The 18370-nt window shown below is 65.7% G+C and carries 14 protein-coding genes and 2 pseudogenes; 7 read left to right on the forward strand and 9 right to left on the reverse strand.

Features of this window, described 5'->3' with window-relative positions; translation table 11 throughout:
- The first annotated feature begins 552 nt into the window (after positions 1-552).
- Positions 553-2001, forward strand: a complete 1449-nt coding sequence (locus EAV90_RS37225) for a cell wall hydrolase (protein WP_162500399.1) — start codon at positions 553-555, stop codon at positions 1999-2001.
- A 66-nt stretch (positions 2002-2067) separates the two neighbouring features.
- Here the strand turns inward: EAV90_RS37225 and nadC are convergent, their stop codons facing one another.
- The 3 genes from nadC to nadA all read right to left on the reverse strand — a co-directional run bounded on the left by nadC (position 2068) and on the right by nadA (position 5840).
- Positions 2068-2946 carry a carboxylating nicotinate-nucleotide diphosphorylase gene (gene nadC / locus EAV90_RS37230; RefSeq protein ID WP_122404784.1) on the reverse strand — a complete coding sequence of 293 codons (879 nt, stop codon included), beginning with the start codon at positions 2944-2946 and terminating at the stop codon, positions 2068-2070.
- Positions 2947-2955: 9 nt separating this feature from the next.
- A complete protein-coding gene (locus tag EAV90_RS37235; RefSeq protein ID WP_122404783.1) occupies positions 2956-4566 on the reverse strand; it encodes an L-aspartate oxidase in 1611 nt (536 codons plus the stop codon).
- 167 nt (positions 4567-4733) lie between these two features.
- Positions 4734-5840: a quinolinate synthase NadA gene (gene nadA / locus EAV90_RS37240; RefSeq protein WP_122404782.1), complete on the reverse strand. Its 1107-nt coding sequence runs from the start codon at positions 5838-5840 to the stop codon at positions 4734-4736.
- A gap of 339 nt (positions 5841-6179) precedes the next feature.
- On the opposite strand from nadA, the pseudogene EAV90_RS37245 reads away from it, so the two are divergent.
- The 5 genes and pseudogenes from EAV90_RS37245 to EAV90_RS41915 form a co-directional block, all read left to right on the forward strand.
- Positions 6180-7430 (forward strand): annotated as a pseudogene (locus EAV90_RS37245) (MFS transporter).
- 210 nt (positions 7431-7640) lie between these two features.
- On the forward strand, positions 7641-8627 hold the full coding sequence (acuI, locus tag EAV90_RS37250) for an acrylyl-CoA reductase (NADPH) (RefSeq protein ID WP_122404780.1): 987 nt from the start codon (positions 7641-7643) through the stop codon (positions 8625-8627).
- A gap of 113 nt (positions 8628-8740) precedes the next feature.
- Entirely contained in the window at positions 8741-9340 is a 600-nt protein-coding gene (locus tag EAV90_RS37255; protein ID WP_122404779.1) for a hypothetical protein, read from the forward strand.
- Between the two features lie 160 nt (positions 9341-9500).
- A complete protein-coding gene (locus EAV90_RS37260; RefSeq protein ID WP_122404778.1) occupies positions 9501-9746 on the forward strand; it encodes a DUF6894 family protein in 246 nt (81 codons plus the stop codon).
- Between the two features lie 200 nt (positions 9747-9946).
- Positions 9947-10093, forward strand: a pseudogene (locus EAV90_RS41915) (methyl-accepting chemotaxis protein); the annotation flags it as partial.
- Positions 10094-10120: 27 nt separating this feature from the next.
- Here the strand turns inward: EAV90_RS41915 and EAV90_RS37270 are convergent.
- The 6 genes from EAV90_RS37270 to ygfZ form a co-directional block, all read right to left on the reverse strand.
- The gene (locus tag EAV90_RS37270; RefSeq protein ID WP_129146266.1) at positions 10121-12820 is read right to left on the reverse strand and encodes a DUF2339 domain-containing protein; all 2700 of its coding nucleotides are present in this window, start codon (positions 12818-12820) and stop codon (positions 10121-10123) included.
- Positions 12821-12871: 51 nt separating this feature from the next.
- Positions 12872-13840, reverse strand: a complete 969-nt coding sequence (locus tag EAV90_RS37275; protein ID WP_122404775.1) for an NUDIX hydrolase — start codon at positions 13838-13840, stop codon at positions 12872-12874.
- Positions 13841-14015: 175 nt separating this feature from the next.
- Complete coding sequence (locus tag EAV90_RS37280) at positions 14016-14522, reverse strand: tyrosine phosphatase family protein (protein ID WP_122404774.1); 507 nt, start codon at positions 14520-14522, stop codon at positions 14016-14018.
- Positions 14523-14663: 141 nt separating this feature from the next.
- Positions 14664-15278 (reverse strand): YfbR-like 5'-deoxynucleotidase, encoded by a 615-nt coding sequence (locus EAV90_RS37285; protein ID WP_122404773.1) that lies wholly within the window; start codon positions 15276-15278, stop codon positions 14664-14666.
- Positions 15275-15901 carry a DNA-3-methyladenine glycosylase I gene (locus tag EAV90_RS37290; RefSeq protein ID WP_129146267.1) on the reverse strand — a complete coding sequence of 209 codons (627 nt, stop codon included), beginning with the start codon at positions 15899-15901 and terminating at the stop codon, positions 15275-15277. Before EAV90_RS37290 ends, EAV90_RS37285 begins: the two co-directional genes overlap by 4 nt.
- Positions 15898-16779, reverse strand: a complete 882-nt coding sequence (gene ygfZ / locus EAV90_RS37295) for a CAF17-like 4Fe-4S cluster assembly/insertion protein YgfZ (RefSeq protein ID WP_129146268.1) — start codon at positions 16777-16779, stop codon at positions 15898-15900. Before ygfZ ends, EAV90_RS37290 begins: the two co-directional genes overlap by 4 nt.
- A 101-nt stretch (positions 16780-16880) precedes the next feature.
- Between ygfZ and EAV90_RS37300 the strand changes: the two genes are divergently transcribed.
- A complete protein-coding gene (locus EAV90_RS37300; RefSeq protein WP_129146269.1) occupies positions 16881-18215 on the forward strand; it encodes a dihydroorotase in 1335 nt (444 codons plus the stop codon).
- Positions 18216-18370 lie beyond the last annotated feature (155 nt).

The raw sequence follows: 18370 nt of genomic DNA on the forward strand, positions 1-18370 counted from the left end.
CTTGACTCGATCTGCGCGCGCCATCCTACGTGCTCCACGGTCGGGACGAAGAGCTGGCCTGCAATCGAACAAAGAGCTGAACAAACCGCCTTGACACACCAAATCCCCATGTGAGCAATCCAGAATCCCTCGACGAAAAGACTTTGGATTTGCTTCGCTGCGCTCGCAATGACGAGTTCGTGGGACGGCGCCTTTGGGCCTTCACCTCGGCGAAGCCTCGGCGTAGCCGGGTCGCGGGGAATGATACCGGTGATGAGGAAGCGCTTTGCGCGAACGCCAACGCCGGGAACCCATCCCCCGTCCCGTGATGATACGTGCGCGCAAGGGTTCCTTCACCATTCGCGTTGACCAGATGTTTACCGCTTCACGTGGGGCCGCATTTACCAATGCGCCACATCGCCCCGTGAAAACACCTGTCTTCGCTTGCGTGTGCCGCTCGCGCAACGCGGATTAACGCCCCGGCAACCTAAATTGATTACTGACGATAAAGATCGAATTGCACGGATGTACTGAGTTCGATCGGACGAGCGTAAGCGTAGCGTGAGCGTATCGATGTCAGTGTTGCGTAACCATCCGAAGGGCGCGCGGTTCGCGTCCTTCGGTATCGGTCTCTGCATCTTCGCATTGATGCCGAGAGAGACCGGCTATCAGGACATTGCCTCTCTGCTGGCGCGCCAACCCGGCGTCGCCGAGCGTTGGCAGAAGCAGGTGTTCTCCGCGGCGTCCTCGATCCAGCTCGCCACCTACAGCTTTTCGCGCCCCATTGGCACCTCCGCTCCGCAGAGCGCGATGGTTCGGCTCGCGAGCCTCGACGGCCGCGACGTCACCGGCGCGATCAGCCGCAATCCTGCACTTCAAGCGCCGGCGCGCTACCAGTCGTCCGACTTTCCCAAGGTCGATCGCTCCCTGAAAGGTGATCGCCTCGCAATCGTCACGCCGACGCAATCTCCCGAGACGGTCGCGCCAGCTGCGGCGCCCGCCAAGGAAGATCCCGCGACGTCGAACAGCTCGGTGTTCGGCGCCAAGACCGCGGCATCACCTCGGGCGATGTCGCCGGAATCGGCGGCCGCGCTCGACCCCGAGCTCCAGGAAGCGCTGCGCGCACCGCCGCTGCCGCAATATTCCAACCCGCCGCAGGCCAGCGATGCGGCGCCCGCGTTCGCAGTGCAGCCGCTGGAAGCGCTGAAGCGGGCCACGACGCCGGTCGCGCCCGCGCGCGATCCCTTCAGCGTCAAGACCTCGAGCCTGTTCTTCGGCAGCTCCTCGCTTGGCGGCAATCTCGAGACCATTGAGAGCTGGCAGCCCGGGGCTGAGCCGCTGATCGTGACTCCCGACCCCGACATGAAGGTGACGGCCTCGTTGACACCGCCGACGGCGGAGATCGCCAAGGACATCGAGAGCGGCGAGAGCGTTGCTCCGAAGGGCGAGGTCAACGTCGACAACCAGCGCAGCAGATCGCCGGCGGAGCGGCTCGCGCTCGACGACAAGTCGCGCGCGAAGGCGGAGAAGTGCCTCGCCGAAGCCGTCTACTTCGAATCTCGCGGCGAGGCCGTGCGCGGCCAGATCGCGGTGGCGCAGGTGGTGATGAACCGCGTGTTCTCCGGCAAATATCCCGAGACCGTGTGCGGCGTGGTCTACCAGAACAAGTACCGCCATTTCGCCTGCCAGTTCACCTTCGCCTGCGACAACAATCCGGACGTGATCCGCGAGCCCGAAATGTGGGAGCGCGCCAAGAAGATCTCGAAGGCGATGCTGGATGGCCAGATCTGGCTGCCCGAGGTCGGCAAGTCGACGCATTACCACGCCTATTGGGTGCGCCCGTCCTGGGTCGCCGAGATGAAGAAGATGTACAAGACCGGCGTGCACACCTTCTATCGGCCGCGCAACTGGGGCGACGGCAGCGAGGAACCAAGCTGGGGCACCCCGGCCCAGACCGCCGCACTCTCGGCCGAACTCGCGCAGGAAGCCAAGAGCTCGGCCGAAATGGGCGAGCGGCGGTAGCCTACGGCCTGCTGCCGCATGCGCAGCTGCGCTCCCATGCTCCGCTTGCGGGGCGTGGCAAACACATCACGCCTCGATGTCCAACGCGCAGTCGAAGTTCGGCGCCGAATGCGTCAGCGCACCCGCCGATGCGTAATCGACCCCAGTCGCCGCGATGGTCGCGATCGACTCCAGCGTGACGCCGCCGGACGCTTCCAGCTTGAGACGGCCCTCGTTGATCCTGACCGCCTCGCGCAACATCGCAAGATCCATGTTGTCCAGCAGCACGGCGTCAGCCATTCCAGTGTCCAGCACCTCGCGCAGCTGCGCCAGCGTATCCACCTCGATCTCGATCTTGACGAGGTGGCCGGCGTGAGCGCGGGCGCGCTCCAGCACGGGACGGATACCGCCGGCGACCGCGATGTGGTTGTCCTTGATCAGGATGGCATCGTCGAGCCCGAAGCGATGGTTGAAGCCGCCGCCGCAGCGCACCGCGTATTTCTCCAGCGCGCGCAATCCCGGCGTGGTTTTTCGCGTGCAGCAGATGCGCATCCTGGTGCCTTCGGTGCGTGCGACATAGTCCGCCGTGAGCGTGGCTATGCCAGACAAGCGGCCGACGAAGTTCAGCGCGGTCCGCTCCGCCGTGAGAATGGCGCGCGCGGGACCCGAGATCGTCAGCACATGCTGGCCGCGAGCGACCCGCGCGGCATCGCGGACATCTGCGCGCACCTCGATGTCAGGCGACAGCTTCTGCAAGGTTGCGAGCGCCAGCGGCAGCCCGGCGATCACGCCGGACTGGCGCGCGACGAGGATCGCTTGTGCCCTGGTCGTTTCCGGAATCGTCGCAAGCGAGGTGATGTCGCCGGCGCGGCCGAGGTCCTCGTCGAGCGCGCGCTGGACGGCCGCATCGGTCGCGAGCGGAGAGAGAAAGGCATCGGAATTGAGTAGTGAGCTCGGGGTGATCATGGAGTCTCCTCAGGCGATCACGGATTGCGCAATGCGTGGCAGCGAATGCTCGTTCAGGCTCTCCGCGACCTCGCGCGCCGCGGCGAGCGTGGTCATCGTTCTCTGCGCCAGCGCAGAGTTATCGGCCGGATGATCCGAACGGAAATGTGCACCGCGGCTCTCGTGCCGCGTCCAGGCCGCAGCGGCGACGAGCAGGGCGGATGTCGCCATGTTGCGGACAGCGACGTTGCCGGCTTCGTGCTCGAGCGTGGCGAAGTGGCGCACCGCTTGCGCAAGCCCGTCACGGTCGCGGATCACGCCGACATGCGCGCTCATCATCGTGCGCAGCCGCTTCACCGCTGCAGCATCCAGCGTGCCAGAGCGCGGCGTCACCCATGCCTCTGGTAGGCGGGCGGGCGAGGGCACCGTGCGGCCCGCGATGTCGTCGGCAATGCGGGCGGCATAGACGACGGCTTCGAGCAGCGAATTCGAGGCGAGCCGGTTGGCGCCATGCGCCCCGGTCGAGGACACTTCGCCGGCGGCCCAGAGCCCGTCGATCGAGCTGCGGCCGCGCGCGTCCACGGCGATGCCGCCCATGTGGTAGTGCGCGGCGGGCGCAATCGGAATCGGGTGCGTCGCGGGATCGATGCCGGCTGCGATGCAGCTCGCATGCACGGTCGGAAACTTCGTCGCGAAGCGCGCGCCCAGCGCCTGCCGCGCATCGAGGAAGGCGCCGCGTCCGGCCGCGATCTCGGCGAACACGCCACGGGCCACGATATCGCGCGGTGCGAGCTCGGCGAGGGGGTGGCGCGCTCTCATGAATCGCTCGCCATTGCCGTCGATCAGCGTCGCGCCTTCGCCGCGCAGCGCTTCGGTGGCGAGCGGTGCCGGGTCGCGGCCGACCATGATGGCGGTGGGGTGGAACTGCACGAATTCAGGGTCGGCGATCACGGCGCCGGCGCGCGCTGCGATCGCAAGGCCCGAACCGCCCGCTTCCGGCGGGTTGGTGGTGACGGCGTAGAGATGGCCGAGACCGCCGGTCGCCAGCACGACCGTACGTGAGGCGAGCACGACCGGGGCTGCAGCGGGCTTGCCGGCCTCGCGCAATTGGAGGCCGGTGACCGCGCCGTCCTCGGTCAACAGTGCCTCGGCGACAAAACCTTCCATCAGGCGGATCGAGGGCGTGCGACGCACCGCCTCGCTCAGAACCGCGATGATCGCGGCGCCCGCCCCATCGCCGCGCACATGCACGATGCGACGGGCCGAATGCGCAGCTTCGCGTCCGACGGCAAGCCTGCCGTCGAGATCGCGATCGAACGGCACACCATAGGCGAGAAGATCATGGATGCGCGATGCAGCCTCGCGCGCGATCCCGAGTGCGACGGCTTCATCGACAAGTCCGCCGCCGACCGCGATTGTATCGGCGGCGTGCGCCTCCGGCGTATCGCCTTCGGCCACTGCTGCCGCGATGCCGCCTTGTGCCCATGCGGAGGATGCGCCCTGTCCGAGCGGTGCCGCCGAGATCAAGGTCACCGGCCGCGGCGCGAGCTTCAGCGCGCAGAACAGTCCGGCAAGGCCACCGCCGACGATGACGACGTCGTCGCTGCTGCGGATGAGGTTGTGGATGTTGCTTGTTGCCATGGTTTTCTCCAGTCACTCCGCTGTGGTCCCTGCGAAAGCAGGGGCCGATACCTCGCGCCAGAAGTTGCTGGGCGAAGCTCGTTGTTCTTCGCCAAACATCTTCCTGTGGTTATGGGGCCCGGATCTGCGCGCTTGTCCGGGACCACAGCTGCGTTTGTGGCTGCGTCTCAATTCCTGAGATTGATCATGCGCTCGACCGAGTGCCGCGCGCGTTGTGCAAGCGCGGGATCGATCGTCACCTCCTCGCGAAGCGTCAACAGGCTCTGCAGAATGTTCGCGAGCGTGATGCGCTTCATGTGTGGGCAGAGATTGCAGGGGCGGAGCATCTCGACGTCAGGCAGCTCGGCCCGCACATTGTCGGCCATCGAGCATTCGGTGATCATGACGAGCCGGCGCGGCCGCTTCGCGCGCACCCAGTTGATCATGTGCGCGGTCGAACCGGTGAAGTCGGCTTCCGCCAGCACGTCCGGCGGGCACTCCGGATGCGCGATGATCTGGACGGACGGATCGGCCTCGCGAAAGCTCCGCAGCTCCTCGCCCGTGAAGCGCTCATGCACTTCGCAGGCGCCTTTCCAGGCGATGATCTTCACGTCGGTCTTCGAAGCCACGTAAGTGGCGAGGTATCGGTCGGGCAGGAAAATCACGCTCGGCGCGTTCAGACTCTCGACCACCTGCACCGCGTTCGAGGACGTGCAGCAGATATCGACTTCCGCCTTCACCTCTGCCGAGGTGTTGACATAGGCAACGACGGGCACGCCGGGAAATTTCTCGCGGAGCAGCCGCACGTCCGCACCGGTGATGCTCGCGGCAAGTGAGCAGCCCGCGCGCGAATCCGGGATCAAGACGGTCTTGTCCGGATTGAGCAGCTTCGAGGTCTCCGCCATGAAGTGCACGCCGCACTGGACGATGACGTCGGCCTTCACCTTGGTGGCTTCGACCGCGAGCTGGAGCGAGTCGCCGCCGATATCGGCGACGCAGTGGAAGATCTCCGGGGCTTGGTAGTTGTGGGCGAGGATGACCGCGCCCCGCGCGCGCTTCAGCTCGTTGATCGCGTGAATCGTCGGTGCCATCAGCGGCCATTCGATCGGCGGGATCACGTGCTTCACGCGGTCGTAGAGCGGCGCGGTGGCGCGTTCGACCGCCGGTGTCCATTCCAGCGAGGGCATCGGCAATGTCGATCCCGCGGGCACGGGCGCCGCGCGGCGGGAGGTGTCGGGCTGGCCCTGCGGCCGGTTGGCAAAGTCGTCGGGACCGTAAATTCCAGTGATCGGCATTGAAGCCTCCCAAGCATGGTTGTTATGCTCATATTGAGAATATATGGGGTCCGAGAAATCCGGCCGAGAGGCCGGTCAAACGTCGTTGGGACCTAATATGCTCAATATGAGTAAATCCAAGATAGCACGCGCCGCCGCGTGCCGCTAGGTCCTGCCGCACACATTCCCGTCAATTCGCGGCTGATGCGCCAGGCGAGGGCGCATTGAAACGCAATGCTCCCGCGTCAGCTCCTCGTGGAATGCAACCGTTTTTGACTTGGGATTTTCATGCAGATGCATTAAACGGGCTCTCCCGCGGCTGCTGAGTTGCGGATCCGCGAATGACAGACGAGGACAACCATGTCGACACAGATCGGCGAGCTCGCTCCGGCCTCACGTTCCTCCAACTGGCGTAGCCCGGCCGTCATCATCCTTTGCGGTTGCGCGATCGGCATGCTCGGCTTCGGACCACGCTCGGCGCTCGGCTTCTTCGTGCAGCCGATGAGCCACGAATTCAGCTGGGGCCGCGACGTGTTTGGCCTCGCCATCGCCGTGCAGAATCTGTTGTGAGGGCTGGGCCAGCCGTTCGCCGGTGCGGTCGCGGATCGCTTCGGCCTGTTCCGGGTGATGTGCGTCGGCGCTTTGCTCTATGCCGGCGGCCTGCTCTTGATGCGCTACTCCTCGACGCCGCTGTCGCTCGACATCGGCGCCGGCGTGATGGTCGGCTTTGGCCTCGCCGGCTGCTCGTTCAATCTCGTGCTGTCGGCGTTCAGCAAGCTCTTGCCGGCCGAGAAGCGCGGCCTTGCCCTCGGTGCCGGCACGGCGGCGGGATCGTTCGGGCAGTTCCTGTTCGCGCCGATCGGCGTTGCGTTGATCGATAATTTCGGCTGGCAGCAGGCGCTCTCCGTATTCGGCTTCCTGATGCTGCTGATCATTCCGCTGTCGCTGGCGCTCTCGACGCCTCCGGTCGCGAATACGGCAAACGCGACGCCGGCGGATGAGCAGACCTTCACCAGGGCGCTGGCCGAAGCCTTCGGCCACCGCTCCTACGTGCTCCTGGTGCTCGGCTTCTTCACCTGCGGCTTCCAGCTCGCCTTCATCACCGTGCATCTGCCGGCCTTTCTGGTCGACCGCGGTGTCTCGACGCAAACCGGCGGCTGGGTGATCGCCGCGATCGGCCTGTTCAACATCATCGGCTCGCTCAGCGTCGGCTATCTGCAAAACTATCTGCCCAAGCGCTACATCCTCTCGGCCATCTACTTCACGCGCGCGCTTGCGACGCTCGCCTTCATCTCGTTCCCGATCACACCGTTCTCGGCAATCGCATTCGGCGCGATTTCCGGCTTGACCTGGCTGTCGACGGTGCCGCCGACCTCCGCGCTGGTGGCGCTGATGTTCGGTACGCGCTGGCTTGCGACGCTCTACGGCTTTGCCTTCGTCAGCCATCAGGTCGGCGGCTTCCTCGGCGTCTGGCTCGGGGGCATCGTGTTCGAGCGCTTCGGTTCCTACACGCCGATCTGGTGGCTCTCGATCCTGTTCGGCGTGCTCTCGGCGCTGATCAACCTTCCGATCGTGGAGAAACCCGTCGCACGGCTAGTGCCGGCGATTTGAAGTTCCTGCAGAGCAAGCCGCGAAATCGTTCAGGAACTTCAAATCGATAACCGGCACTAGGATATAATGTGTTTGCTGGCGCTCCTCTTAATTCCGAAGTTCGCTCGCGTGGCGCCGACGAGGTTTGCGAACTTCGGAATTGGAGCGCCAGTTGCGCAGCCGGCCTGATCGGTTAAACAATCCCGACAAACAAAGTCAGGGAGCGTAATCGTGGCCACATTCAAGGCGATCCGGATCGACAAGGCGGACAAGGGCACCACCGCGCAGCTCGCGCAGTTCGACGAAGCCGAACTGATGGAGGGCGACGTCACGGTCCGCGTCGAATGGTCGACGTTGAACTACAAGGATGGCCTTGCACTGACCGGCAAGGCGCCGGTGGTGCGCCGCTTCCCCATGATCGCCGGCATCGACTTTGCCGGCACGGTCGAAGCGTCCTCGCATCCGCAGTGGAAGGCGGGCGACAAGGTCGTCTGCACCGGCTGGGGCATGGGCGAGACCCATCTCGGCGCTTATGCCGAGAAGGCGCGGGTGAAGGGCGACTGGCTGGTCGCCTTGCCGCAGGGCCTGTCGGCGCGCGACGCCATGGCGATCGGCACCGCCGGCTTCACCGCGATGCTCTCGGTGCTGGCGCTGGAGAAGCACGGTCTCTCGCCAAAGAGCGGCCCCGTGGTGGTAACGGGCGCGGCCGGCGGCGTCGGCTCGGTCGCCACCGCCGTGTTGTCCAAGCTGGGCTACCACGTCATCGCCTCGACCGGCCGCGCGGCCGAAGCCGACTACCTCAAGCACCTCGGTGCTGCCGAGGTCATCGACCGCAACGAATTGTCGGCACCGGCAAAACCCCTCGCCAAGGAGCGCTGGGCCGGCGGTGTCGACAGCGTCGGCTCGACCACGCTGGCGAATCTCCTGTCGATGACGAAATACGGTGGCGCGATCGCCGCCTGTGGCCTGGCGGCGGGCATGGACCTGCCGTCCTCTGTCGCGCCTTTCATTTTGCGCGGAGTGTGCCTTCTCGGCATCGATTCCGTGATGTGCCCGCTTCCGCCCAGGAAAGCCGCCTGGCAGCGTTTGGCCTCCGATCTGGATCGGACGAAACTCTCTGAAATCACTCAGGAAATTTCGCTCGACGAGGTCCCCGGATGGGGCGCCAAAATCCTCGCCGGCCAGGTCCGCGGCCGCGTCGTGGTAAAAATTGTCTAACGGCGTTCAGACTTTACCAACCAAGCTGCTTCAATGTTGCCTTGGTTAGTATGGTAAGCAGCGGGTAAAGAGATAAGGCATCGCCCGCTGCGGGGGTTGGTTCGGAGTTGAGCATGCTTGCGCGTATTGTGTTGGGGGCTGTCACGGCGGCAGCGACGTTCGCGCCGGCCATTGCCGGAAGCATGAACGCCGACGAGGCGCGCCGCTTCGTGGCCGGCAAGGTGTTTGCCTTCACCTGTTTCGACGGCACCCGCGGTGCAGGCCGCATCCTCGACGATCTCGGCGCCGCCGGTGCAGTGCAGTTCTCGGGCTCAGGCCCGGTGAAGCATCTCCGACTCCCCGGCAATACCCTCCAAATCCGCGGCCAGAACGTCTGCGCCTCGATCAAGGGCATACCGTTCGAGCCCTGCTTCAACCTGGAAAAGACCGACGAGCGCAGCTTCCGCGGCTCGGTGTCGGGCATGGGCTTCGCCTATTGCGACTTCCATCACCAGGGCGGCAATCAGATGCTGATGGCGCGGGCTGCGGCGCGGCCACGCTCGCTGCGCTCCGCAGAGCACACCGGCTCGGTCGCCGCCTCGAACACCGAAGTCGCCGCACGCGTCGAGACGCCGCGTGTCGAGAGCAGCCGGCTCGAGCCGGTGAGGTCCGAAGCCAAGTCCGAGCCAGCGAAGAACGAGGGCCCGCTGGAGCTGCGTCGGTCGACCCAGTGAGCTGGCCTGCGCGGAACAATCCGCGCACTTTGTCGTCGAAGACGTCCATCGACGAAGCCGCCGTGCCGTAGTCATACGGACGGCGGCCTTCATGCGTTGGTAGCTCTTCGCGCTTCAGTTTGCGTGCGGCCGGGGGGCGGTCCCACGCAAGGGTTCAACGATGTCGCTCTATTTCTTCCGCATCAGCACCGGCCGCTATTCCGGCGCCGCCGACCTGCCGTACGAGTTCGAGGATCGCGCAGCCGCCTGGACCGAGATGACCGAGGTGTGCGCCAATCTGCTCGGCGGCATCGCGCGCAGCCTGAAGCCGAACGCCGCGTGGTGCATGGAGCTGCTCGACGAGAACAAGAAGCCGGTCTTTCGAATCAGCCTCGTCGGTGAGGCGGTCGGATGCAAGGCATCCTAGATCCGACTTGAAGCTGCAATTTACAACGATGACGAGATCATTTCCCTTCGCGCACCGCGGCCGTGGAGGAGCAGGGGGCGGCGACTCAGGAGATCTCTCGCAACATCCAGCACGCCGCGCAAGGCACCTCCGAAGTCTCGGCGAACATCAGCGAAATCCAGCGCGGCGCCGGCGAGACCGGAGCTGCGTCGGCACAGGTGCACGTCGTCGAGCTCATCAACACCATCGCGGGCCAGACCAACCTCCTCGCGCTGAACGCGACGATCGAGGCGGCGGGCGCAGGCGAAGCCGGCCGCGGCTTTGCCGTCGTCGCCTCCGAAGTCAAGGCACTGGCCGAGCAGACCGCGTGAAGAGGTGAGCATCTCGCCTGACGTTTACGATCCCGTCTGCGGAGCCGGCGGTGCGACCTGTCGCCGGAACAGGATGCGCTGGTAGAGCCAGCCGATCGCGACCAGCACGACGCCGAGGCACATGAACGAAAGCGCACGATAGACGCCGGTCAGCGTCGACATATCGATGACGAAGGCCTTCAGGATCGTCAGCGCAATGACCGCGGCCGATGCCAGCCGCGCCCGTTCCGAATTGACGAGGATGCCGACGCCGAGCAGCACCACGCCGAAAGCGAGCCAGCCGATCGAATAGGTGTATTGCTCGGCACCCGTGGTCGGTCCGGTAGACAGGATCGAGCCGTGATAGAAGCGGCGGATCTCCAGTGTGACATAAGCGAGCGCGAACACGAGCGCGCAACCAGCAATCGTATTGGCGTAGACCTTGCCACGCTGTTCTACCACGGCATAGGACAGCAGCAGCAGCACCGCCGGCAGCGCGTAGCCGAGCAGCAGCAGATTGAACACCGCGCCGCCGACGTCGGTGCGCCACAGCAGCGGATTTTCAAGGATCAAGAGGCCGAACACGCTGACGAGTCCGGCGATCGCCGTCAGCACGACCGCGCCGACATTGTGCACGATGCTGCGGCTGCGCAGCCGCAGGCGCTCCAGCCCGATCGCCATCGCCAGCGTGACGCAGGCTTGCAGCGCGAACTCGAGCAGCGAGGGCGCCACCGTCATGCGGCCACCGGTCGCAAAGTGCCGGATCTCCATGAAAGCAAGCAGTGCAGTGAACAGGATGGCGGCGGTCTCGACCATGCGCAGCGGCGCATCGTCGGCGCGGCGGCGCAGGAAGATGCTCGCGGCCCAGAACGATGCCGCCGGCAGGCCGTAGCCCCACAGCAGCCAATTGAAGATTGGCGTGGTGCCGACGGCATCGCCGACGATGCGGGGATCGTAGGCGATGCGCGCGGTGACGAGGCCGGCGAAGATGGCGGCGAGCCAGCGCAGGAACGGAATCGGCCGCTGCAACGAGATCCAGGCGGTGCCGAGCGACATCAGCGCCAGTGCGATCGTCAGCCAGCCCTTCTCCAGCGCGAAGGTCAGCGCCAGCGCCATTGCGCCGAGCGTGCCGGTCGCGAACAGGGCCGTGGAGATCGCCATACCCGGGCGGGTCTCGCGGCGCGTGAGCGCTTCGGTCGCCGCACCGAAGGCAGCGGCGAGCAGTACCGCGAGAATTGCAAACGGGATCGAGCGGTCGAGATGAGCGATACGCGCGTAGAGCGCCACCAGGATCGCAATCGGCGTCGCGACTGCAGATGCGGACCACACGACCGGAATGATCGCCGAGTTCGAGCGGCCTTGCGCCAGGAAGCCGGCGATGCCGAAGCCGGCGGCGAAGATCGCGGCCGCCACCAGATGCAGCGTCACCGCGCTGTCGATCGCGGTCGGTCCGATGCCGGGCATGGCGCCGCCCGGCAGCACCAGCATGTCGGGATTGGCGCGCACCGCCCATTCGGCGAACACGATGAAGACGGTCGCCGCGGCGGCGCCGAGGGCGCCCGTGGCCGCTGGCGCACGCCAGGCGACGAACAGCGTGCCCGCGACGAGAAGCGTGAAGGCGATCAGCGCGAGATCCGCATGTGCGCTCGATAGCACGACCAGCATCGCAGCGAACAGATAAGCGCCGAACGCGCCCGACGAGACCGGCTCGATCTCGCCGTCCTCGAAGCTGGGTCCGAACATGAAGCCACACACCACGAGCAGTGCGGCGAGTACGAAGCCCGCGATCACATGGAAGGCGTGTGGCGCGACCTGTAACTCTTCCGTATCGAGACCCGGGAAGATCCAGAGCACAGCGAAGGCAATGGTCGTGACCGCAAGCCAGCGCCAGAGCCGGATGCGGGCGAGACCAAAACTCGCGGCGGTCACAATCGCAAGATAAATATAGAGCGCCCAATAATCCGGCTTGCCGCTGGAGACGAGGATCGGCGTCACGAAGGCGCCGACCACGCCAAGGCCGGCCAGCGCGGGCCCATGCAGCAGCGCTGCGGCCAGCGTGCCCATCGCAACGATGCCGAGCAACACGAAAGCCGTCGCCGGCACGAGCAAGCCGTAGAGCGCGTAGGCCGCGTAGATGGTCGCGAACGCCACTGCCGTGCCGGCTGCGGTGAGGATCGCGGGGATATTGGCGATCGGCAGCGCCTGGACGGTGGAGATGCTCTCCTTGCGCCGCGTCCATTCGCCGGCGCCCAGCAGTGCAGCCGCGAACAGGCCGCCGAGGAGCACGCGCACGCCGGGGCCGAGGAGCCCGGCCTCGATCGAATAGCGCACCATGAAGAAGCCGCCGAGCGCGAGCGCAAGTCCGCCGATCCACACCACCCAGCGGGTGCCGAGGCGTTCCTCGAACCCTGGCGCCGCTTCCGTTACGCGAGGCGGCGCGTCGGCGCCCGTGCCCGGTTCAAGCGGAGGCGGTGATACATCTTCGGTGATGGGCGCAGGCGGTGCCGTTTCGGCTTCCGGCGCAAGCGGCGGCGGCTCAGCGGCTGTGGTCGTCGCGGGCGCTTCAGCCTGCACCTGCGCAGGCATCAGCGGCGGCGGTTGCACAGGCCGCAGCGCGTGAAACTTCTCTTCGAGCAAGTTCAGCCGGCGGCGCAGCTCGGTCGCCTGGCTGGACGCCTTGATCGCGATCAGGAAGGCGATGATCGCAATGATCAGCGCCAAGACGTCGAACGGGCCGTCGAACATGAAGCCTCCAGGTAACCGGCGGGCAGGGGCCGGTACCACAAATATCAGGATCTAGCGCCGGGAGCGTACGCGCAAGCCCGGTGCGGGCCGCTCCTGGAGCACCTCGCGGCGGAAGCGGTAGAGCGCCGCCGGCCGTCCGCCCGTCTGTGTCGACATCACCCCGGTCGGTTCGACCAAGGCTTCCATTTCGACCAGGCGGCGGAAATTCTGCTTGTGCAGATGCCGGCCGGAGATCGCCTCCACCGTGTGTTGCAATTCGGTAAGTGTGAATTCAGCTGGCAAAAGTTCAAAGACGACAGGACGATACTTCAGTTTTGCACGCAGCCGCGCGATCGCCGTGGCGAGAATCCGGCGGTGATCGAACCGCATCGAGGTCCCGAGCGGAGGAAGCGACTTGCGCGCTAATGCCGCAGGACGGCCGTCCCGCCGCGCCTCCTCGATCAGCCCAGCCTCGTACAAGAGCTCGTAGCGGTCGAGCACGCGCTCCTCGTCCCAAGGCGCGCCGTCGAGACCGAAATAGAACCTCACGCGGTCCTTCCTCGGCAGCGCGCGTGTCGTCTCCGGCGTCTCCTCCTCGGCCCACTTGGTCAGCGCCGGGATGATGTCGCGGGCGATGATCTCTGGCGGCTGCTCGCGCCAGTCTTCCCAGGGGAAGAAGCGGTACCATGGCGCGAAGCTCGCCGCGTTTGCTGCGAGTTCGCCGTCCACGGGGCGCGTCAGCGCGAGATAGCCGATCGACACCATGTGCGCGCCGGTGTCGCCGGCTTCGGCATGACGGCCGCGGTCGCCGAAGGTGTAGAGCTGCTCGACATAGCCGAGCCGCAGGCCCGCCTGTTGCTCGACCCAGGCGCGCAGGCCCATCTCGAAGGTGCGATGGCTCACTGCGTCGAACGGACCGAACGGCAGGCCGGCAAGCCCGTCAGCACCGCGCGCGGTGAGGATCAGCGGCTCGTGATCCTCGATCGCGACGATCGCGGCGGTGAGGCCAATCTCGATCGGCGTCAGCTGCGTGTCGCTCATGCGGTTAGGCTTGCAGGTGTTGCCACGTCATGTCCTGGATTGTCCCGGGCATCCACGTTCTTCGGGCCGCGGGAAAGCTCGTGGATGATCGGGACAAGCCCGGCCATGACGATGTGGATGCATCTGCGCATCAGAACGCGCGCAGTTCCGTCGCGGCTGCTATTCGACTCCCGCCTCATTCGAGCTCGATCACGAAGGGGCGTCCCTCCACCATCATCGCAGCGGGGCCCATCTCGTCGAGCGCGCGCAGCATGCGGCCGTTGCGCCCGAGTGCACGATCGGCGAGGCTGACGATGCGCCGGTTGGGTGAGGCGATCGGCGAGGCCGCGCGGATCTTCCTGGCGATCTCGATCTCGTCGCGATTGGGATTGAGCGCGCACACGGCCGCAAACGCGCTCGCGGTGGAGCGGCTGATGCCGGCATAGCAATGCACCACCAGCGGCGCGCTGCGGTCCCAGCCGCGCACGAAGTTCAGCACCTGCTCAATATGCGTCTCCGATGGCGCGATGAAGCCGTCCATCTCCTCGGTGATGTCGTCCATCGACACTTTGAGGTGGTTGGCGGGGAGCACCGACACCGGGCGCGCGACCTGCTCGACATTGGCCATCACGGTCAGCACATGGCTGGCGCCTGTGGTGCGGACAGTCTCGGGAAGCGCGGCGAGGGAACAGACGTGGATCATGGCGGACCTTTTTGCCGGCGATTATAGCGAGCGCTTGTAGAGTGGGCAAAGGCGCATCGCGCCATGCCCACCATGTCGCAGTCGCGCGCATCTAGTTTGGTGGGCACGCTTCCGCTTTGCCCCCTCCAGGAAGGGATGATGCTACGCGAGCACCGCGCCAAAGCGCTCCAGAAACTGCTTCTCGGCCCGCGCCGCGGTCCAGGGCGTGAGATAGTCGCGCCGGACGCTGTCGGGTAGGCCGGGATCCTTGCCGAACAGGCGCCGCGCCTCGCTCTCGCTGAAACCGGCGAGCTCGGTTGCTTCGAGGTAGGCGGCGCCGCGATCGGCAGCCTTGATCGATTGCGTGATCTCCTCCGGCAGCACGGGCGGTAGCCCGAACCGGATATGGATGGCGCCGAGAAGCCGCTTCTCGACCGCCTTGTAATGACCGTCGAGTACGGCCTTGAAGGGCGAGATCATGTCGCCGATCACATATTCGGGCGCATCGTGCAGCAGGGCTGCGAGCCGCACGCGCTGATCGACACGTGGCATCTCGTGCCGCAGCACGGTCTCCACCAGCAACGTGTGCTGCGCGACCGAAAAGATGTGCGCGCCAAGGGTCTGCCCGTTCCAGCGCGCCACCCGCGCCAACCCATGGGCGATGTCGGCGATCTCGATGTCGAGCGGAGAGGGATCGAGCAGATCGAGCCGCCGGCCCGACAGCATGCGCTGCCAGGCGCGGGCCTCCTCGTCGCGCGCCGCTTTCTTCGCCGTCATCTGGCCTTGAGGCGGGGCTTGCGCTGCGTCTTGCCGCAGGTCGCGTGACAGTGGCAGTCGACCAGGTGGTCGTTGACCATGCCGGTCGCCTGCATGAAGGCGTAGACGATGGTCGGGCCGACGAATTTGAAGCCGCGCGAGGACAGCTCCTTGGAGATCTGCACCGACAGCGGCGTCGAGGCCGGCACGCTTGCACTGGTCTTGAAATGGTTGACCTTGGGCTGTCCGTCCATGAAGTCCCACAGCAGTTTCGAGAAGCCCGGGCCTTTCTCCATGATGTCGAGATACGACTTCGCGCTCAGGATCGCGCCTTCGATCTTGGCCTTGTTGCGCACGATGCCGGCATCGTTCATCAGCGCGTGAATCTTCTTGGAATTGTAACGCGCGATCTTCTCCGGCTGGAAATCGTCGAAGGCTTTGCGGAAATTGTCGCGCTTGCGCAGGATCGTGATCCAGGACAGGCCGGCCTGGAAGCCGTCGAGGATCAGCTTCTCGTACAGCGCGCGATCGTCATATTCCGGCACGCCCCATTCGGTGTCGTGATAGGCGACATAAAGCGGATCTTCGCCCGGCCAGGGGCAGCGGGTCAGACCATCCGGATGCAGACGGGGAGCGCGGCTCATGCGATGGGCTGCTTGGCTGGAATTCGAACGGTGTCCGGTTCAGCGAGCGTCAAACTCAGCCCCCCAGCGGTGAGCGGCTGACCCGCGTCGAGCGCATCGGCAACGCGGTCGATCCGCACCAAGGCAATGCCCTTGCCGCCGGCCGTCGAGCCGATCGTGCCGACAGGCTTGTCGCCGGCGAGAATGGTCGCGCCGATTTCGGGGGAAGGACCGTCGAGCAGCACCTTGACGCTGCGGGTGCGCGCGGTGCCGCGATGCTGCATCCGCGAGACGACCTCCTGGCCGACATAGCAGCCCTTGTCGAAATCGACGCCGGCGAGTCGATCCATGTTGGTCTCGTGCGGGAACGCATCGCTATACATGAAATCGAGCCCGCCGCGCGGCACGCCGAGCGCGATACGGTGCGCCTCGTATTCGGCCCCATCGACCAGCTCGGCGCCGATGAGGTCGGACAGCTTCTGCTTGAGATGTTCCGGGATCAGGATGCGGGTGCCGAGCCCGTCGTTCCGCGGATCGGCGAAGGCAAGATCGGGCTGGACCGCGGGGCGGCCGTCCCAGGCCGCGAGCACACCGAGATCGTCGGAAAGGTTGTCCACCGTGACCTTGGCGCGCAATTTGTAGAATTTGAGCTTGGTGGCGAGGGTGTCCGCCAGCGCTTTCGGGCAGTCGATCAGGAACCCGCCGCCGTGACCGGCGGGCGCCTCCGTGATCAGGAAGTCAACGATGATCTTGCCCTGCGGCGTCAGCAGCGCGCCGAATCGCCCCAGGCCGGGCTTCAGCCTGTCGACGTCGGTCGTGACCAGGCCGTTGAGGAAGTTGCGCGCATCCTCGCCCGCGACCTTGACCACGCCCCGGTCGGGAAGAAACGCCGATTTCATGCGAAAATCTCTTGCGACATGTTGCTCCGGAACGTAAGCCCGCAACGCATAAACGACAAGACCTCGAGCCCTGCGCTTGGGGATGAGAGAGGCCTTCAGCCATGAGCCAGCGTTTCGATGTGATTCTCAAGGGCGGCACCGTGGTCAACCAGGACGGCGAGGGTGTTCGCGACATCGGAATCGCGGGCGGTCGCATCGCCGAGCTGGGCCCGCTGTCGCAAGGCTCAGCCGCCGAGGTGATCGACTGCAAGGGCCTGCACATCCTGCCCGGTGTGATGGACACGCAGGTGCATTTCCGCGAGCCCGGGCTGACGCACAAGGAAGACCTCGAGACCGGCTCGCGCAGCGCCGTGCTGGGCGGCGTCACCGCGGTGTTCGAAATGCCGAACACCGCGCCGCTGACGGTGACGGAGGCCGAATTCACCGACAAGGTGAAGCGGGCCCATCACCGCATGCATTGCGATTTCGCCTTCTTCATCGGCGGCACCCGCGAGAACGTGCAGGACCTGCCGGTGCTCGAGCGCGCACCGGGCTGCGCCGGCGTCAAGGTCTTCATCGGCTCGTCCACCGGCGCGCTGCTGGTCGAGGACGACGAGAGCCTGCGCCGCATCTTCCAGGTGATCCGCCGCCGTGCCGCCTTCCACGCCGAGGACGAGTACCGCCTCAACGAGCGCAAATCGCAGCGCATCGAGGGCGATGCGCGTTCGCATCCGGTCTGGCGCGACGAGAGCGCGGCGCTGATGGCGACGCAGCGCCTGGTCAAGCTCGCGCACGAGACGGGCAAGCGCATCCACGTGCTGCACATCTCGACCAAGGAAGAGATCGAGTTCCTGCGCGACCACAAGGACGTCGCCTCCTGCGAGGCGACGCCGCACCATCTCACGCTGGTCGCGCCCGAATGCTACGAGCGGCTCGGTACGCTCGCGCAGATGAACCCGCCGGTACGTGGGGCCGATCATCGCGCCGGCATCTGGCGCGGCATAGAGCAGGGCATCATCGATGTGCTCGGCTCAGACCATGCCCCGCATACGCTGGAAGAGAAGCAGAAGACCTATCCGGGCTCGCCTTCGGGCATGACCGGCGTGCAGACGCTGGTGCCGATCATGCTCGATCACGTCAACGCCGGACGCCTGTCGCTGGCAAGATTCGTCGATCTCACCAGCGCCGGTCCGGCACGCCTCTACAACATGGCCTGCAAGGGCCGCATCGCTGCCGGCTACGATGCCGACTTCACCATCGTCGACCTGAAGCGTAGCGAGACCATCACCAACGAATGGGTCGCGTCCAAAGCCGGCTGGACTCCCTATGACGGCGTCCGCGTCACGGGATGGCCCGTCGGCACCTTCATCCGCGGCCGCCGCGTGATGTGGCAGGGCGAGCTGGTGACGCCCTCGCAGGGCGAGCCGGTGCGGTTTTTGGAGACGCTGAAGCAGTAAGCTTCTGGCGGGGGACGACGCACTATCCCGTCATTGCGAGGAGCCCTTGCGACGAAGATTCCATGGGGAGTGGATAGCGACCAGGTCTGAGGCCAGACTGAGGGTTGCTGAATCCATTCAACCTGGAGACGACGATGTTGCTCGATCATCCTTCC

It is taken from the genome of Bradyrhizobium vignae (assembly GCF_004114425.1).
In the GTDB taxonomy this organism is placed as follows: domain Bacteria; phylum Pseudomonadota; class Alphaproteobacteria; order Rhizobiales; family Xanthobacteraceae; genus Bradyrhizobium; species Bradyrhizobium vignae.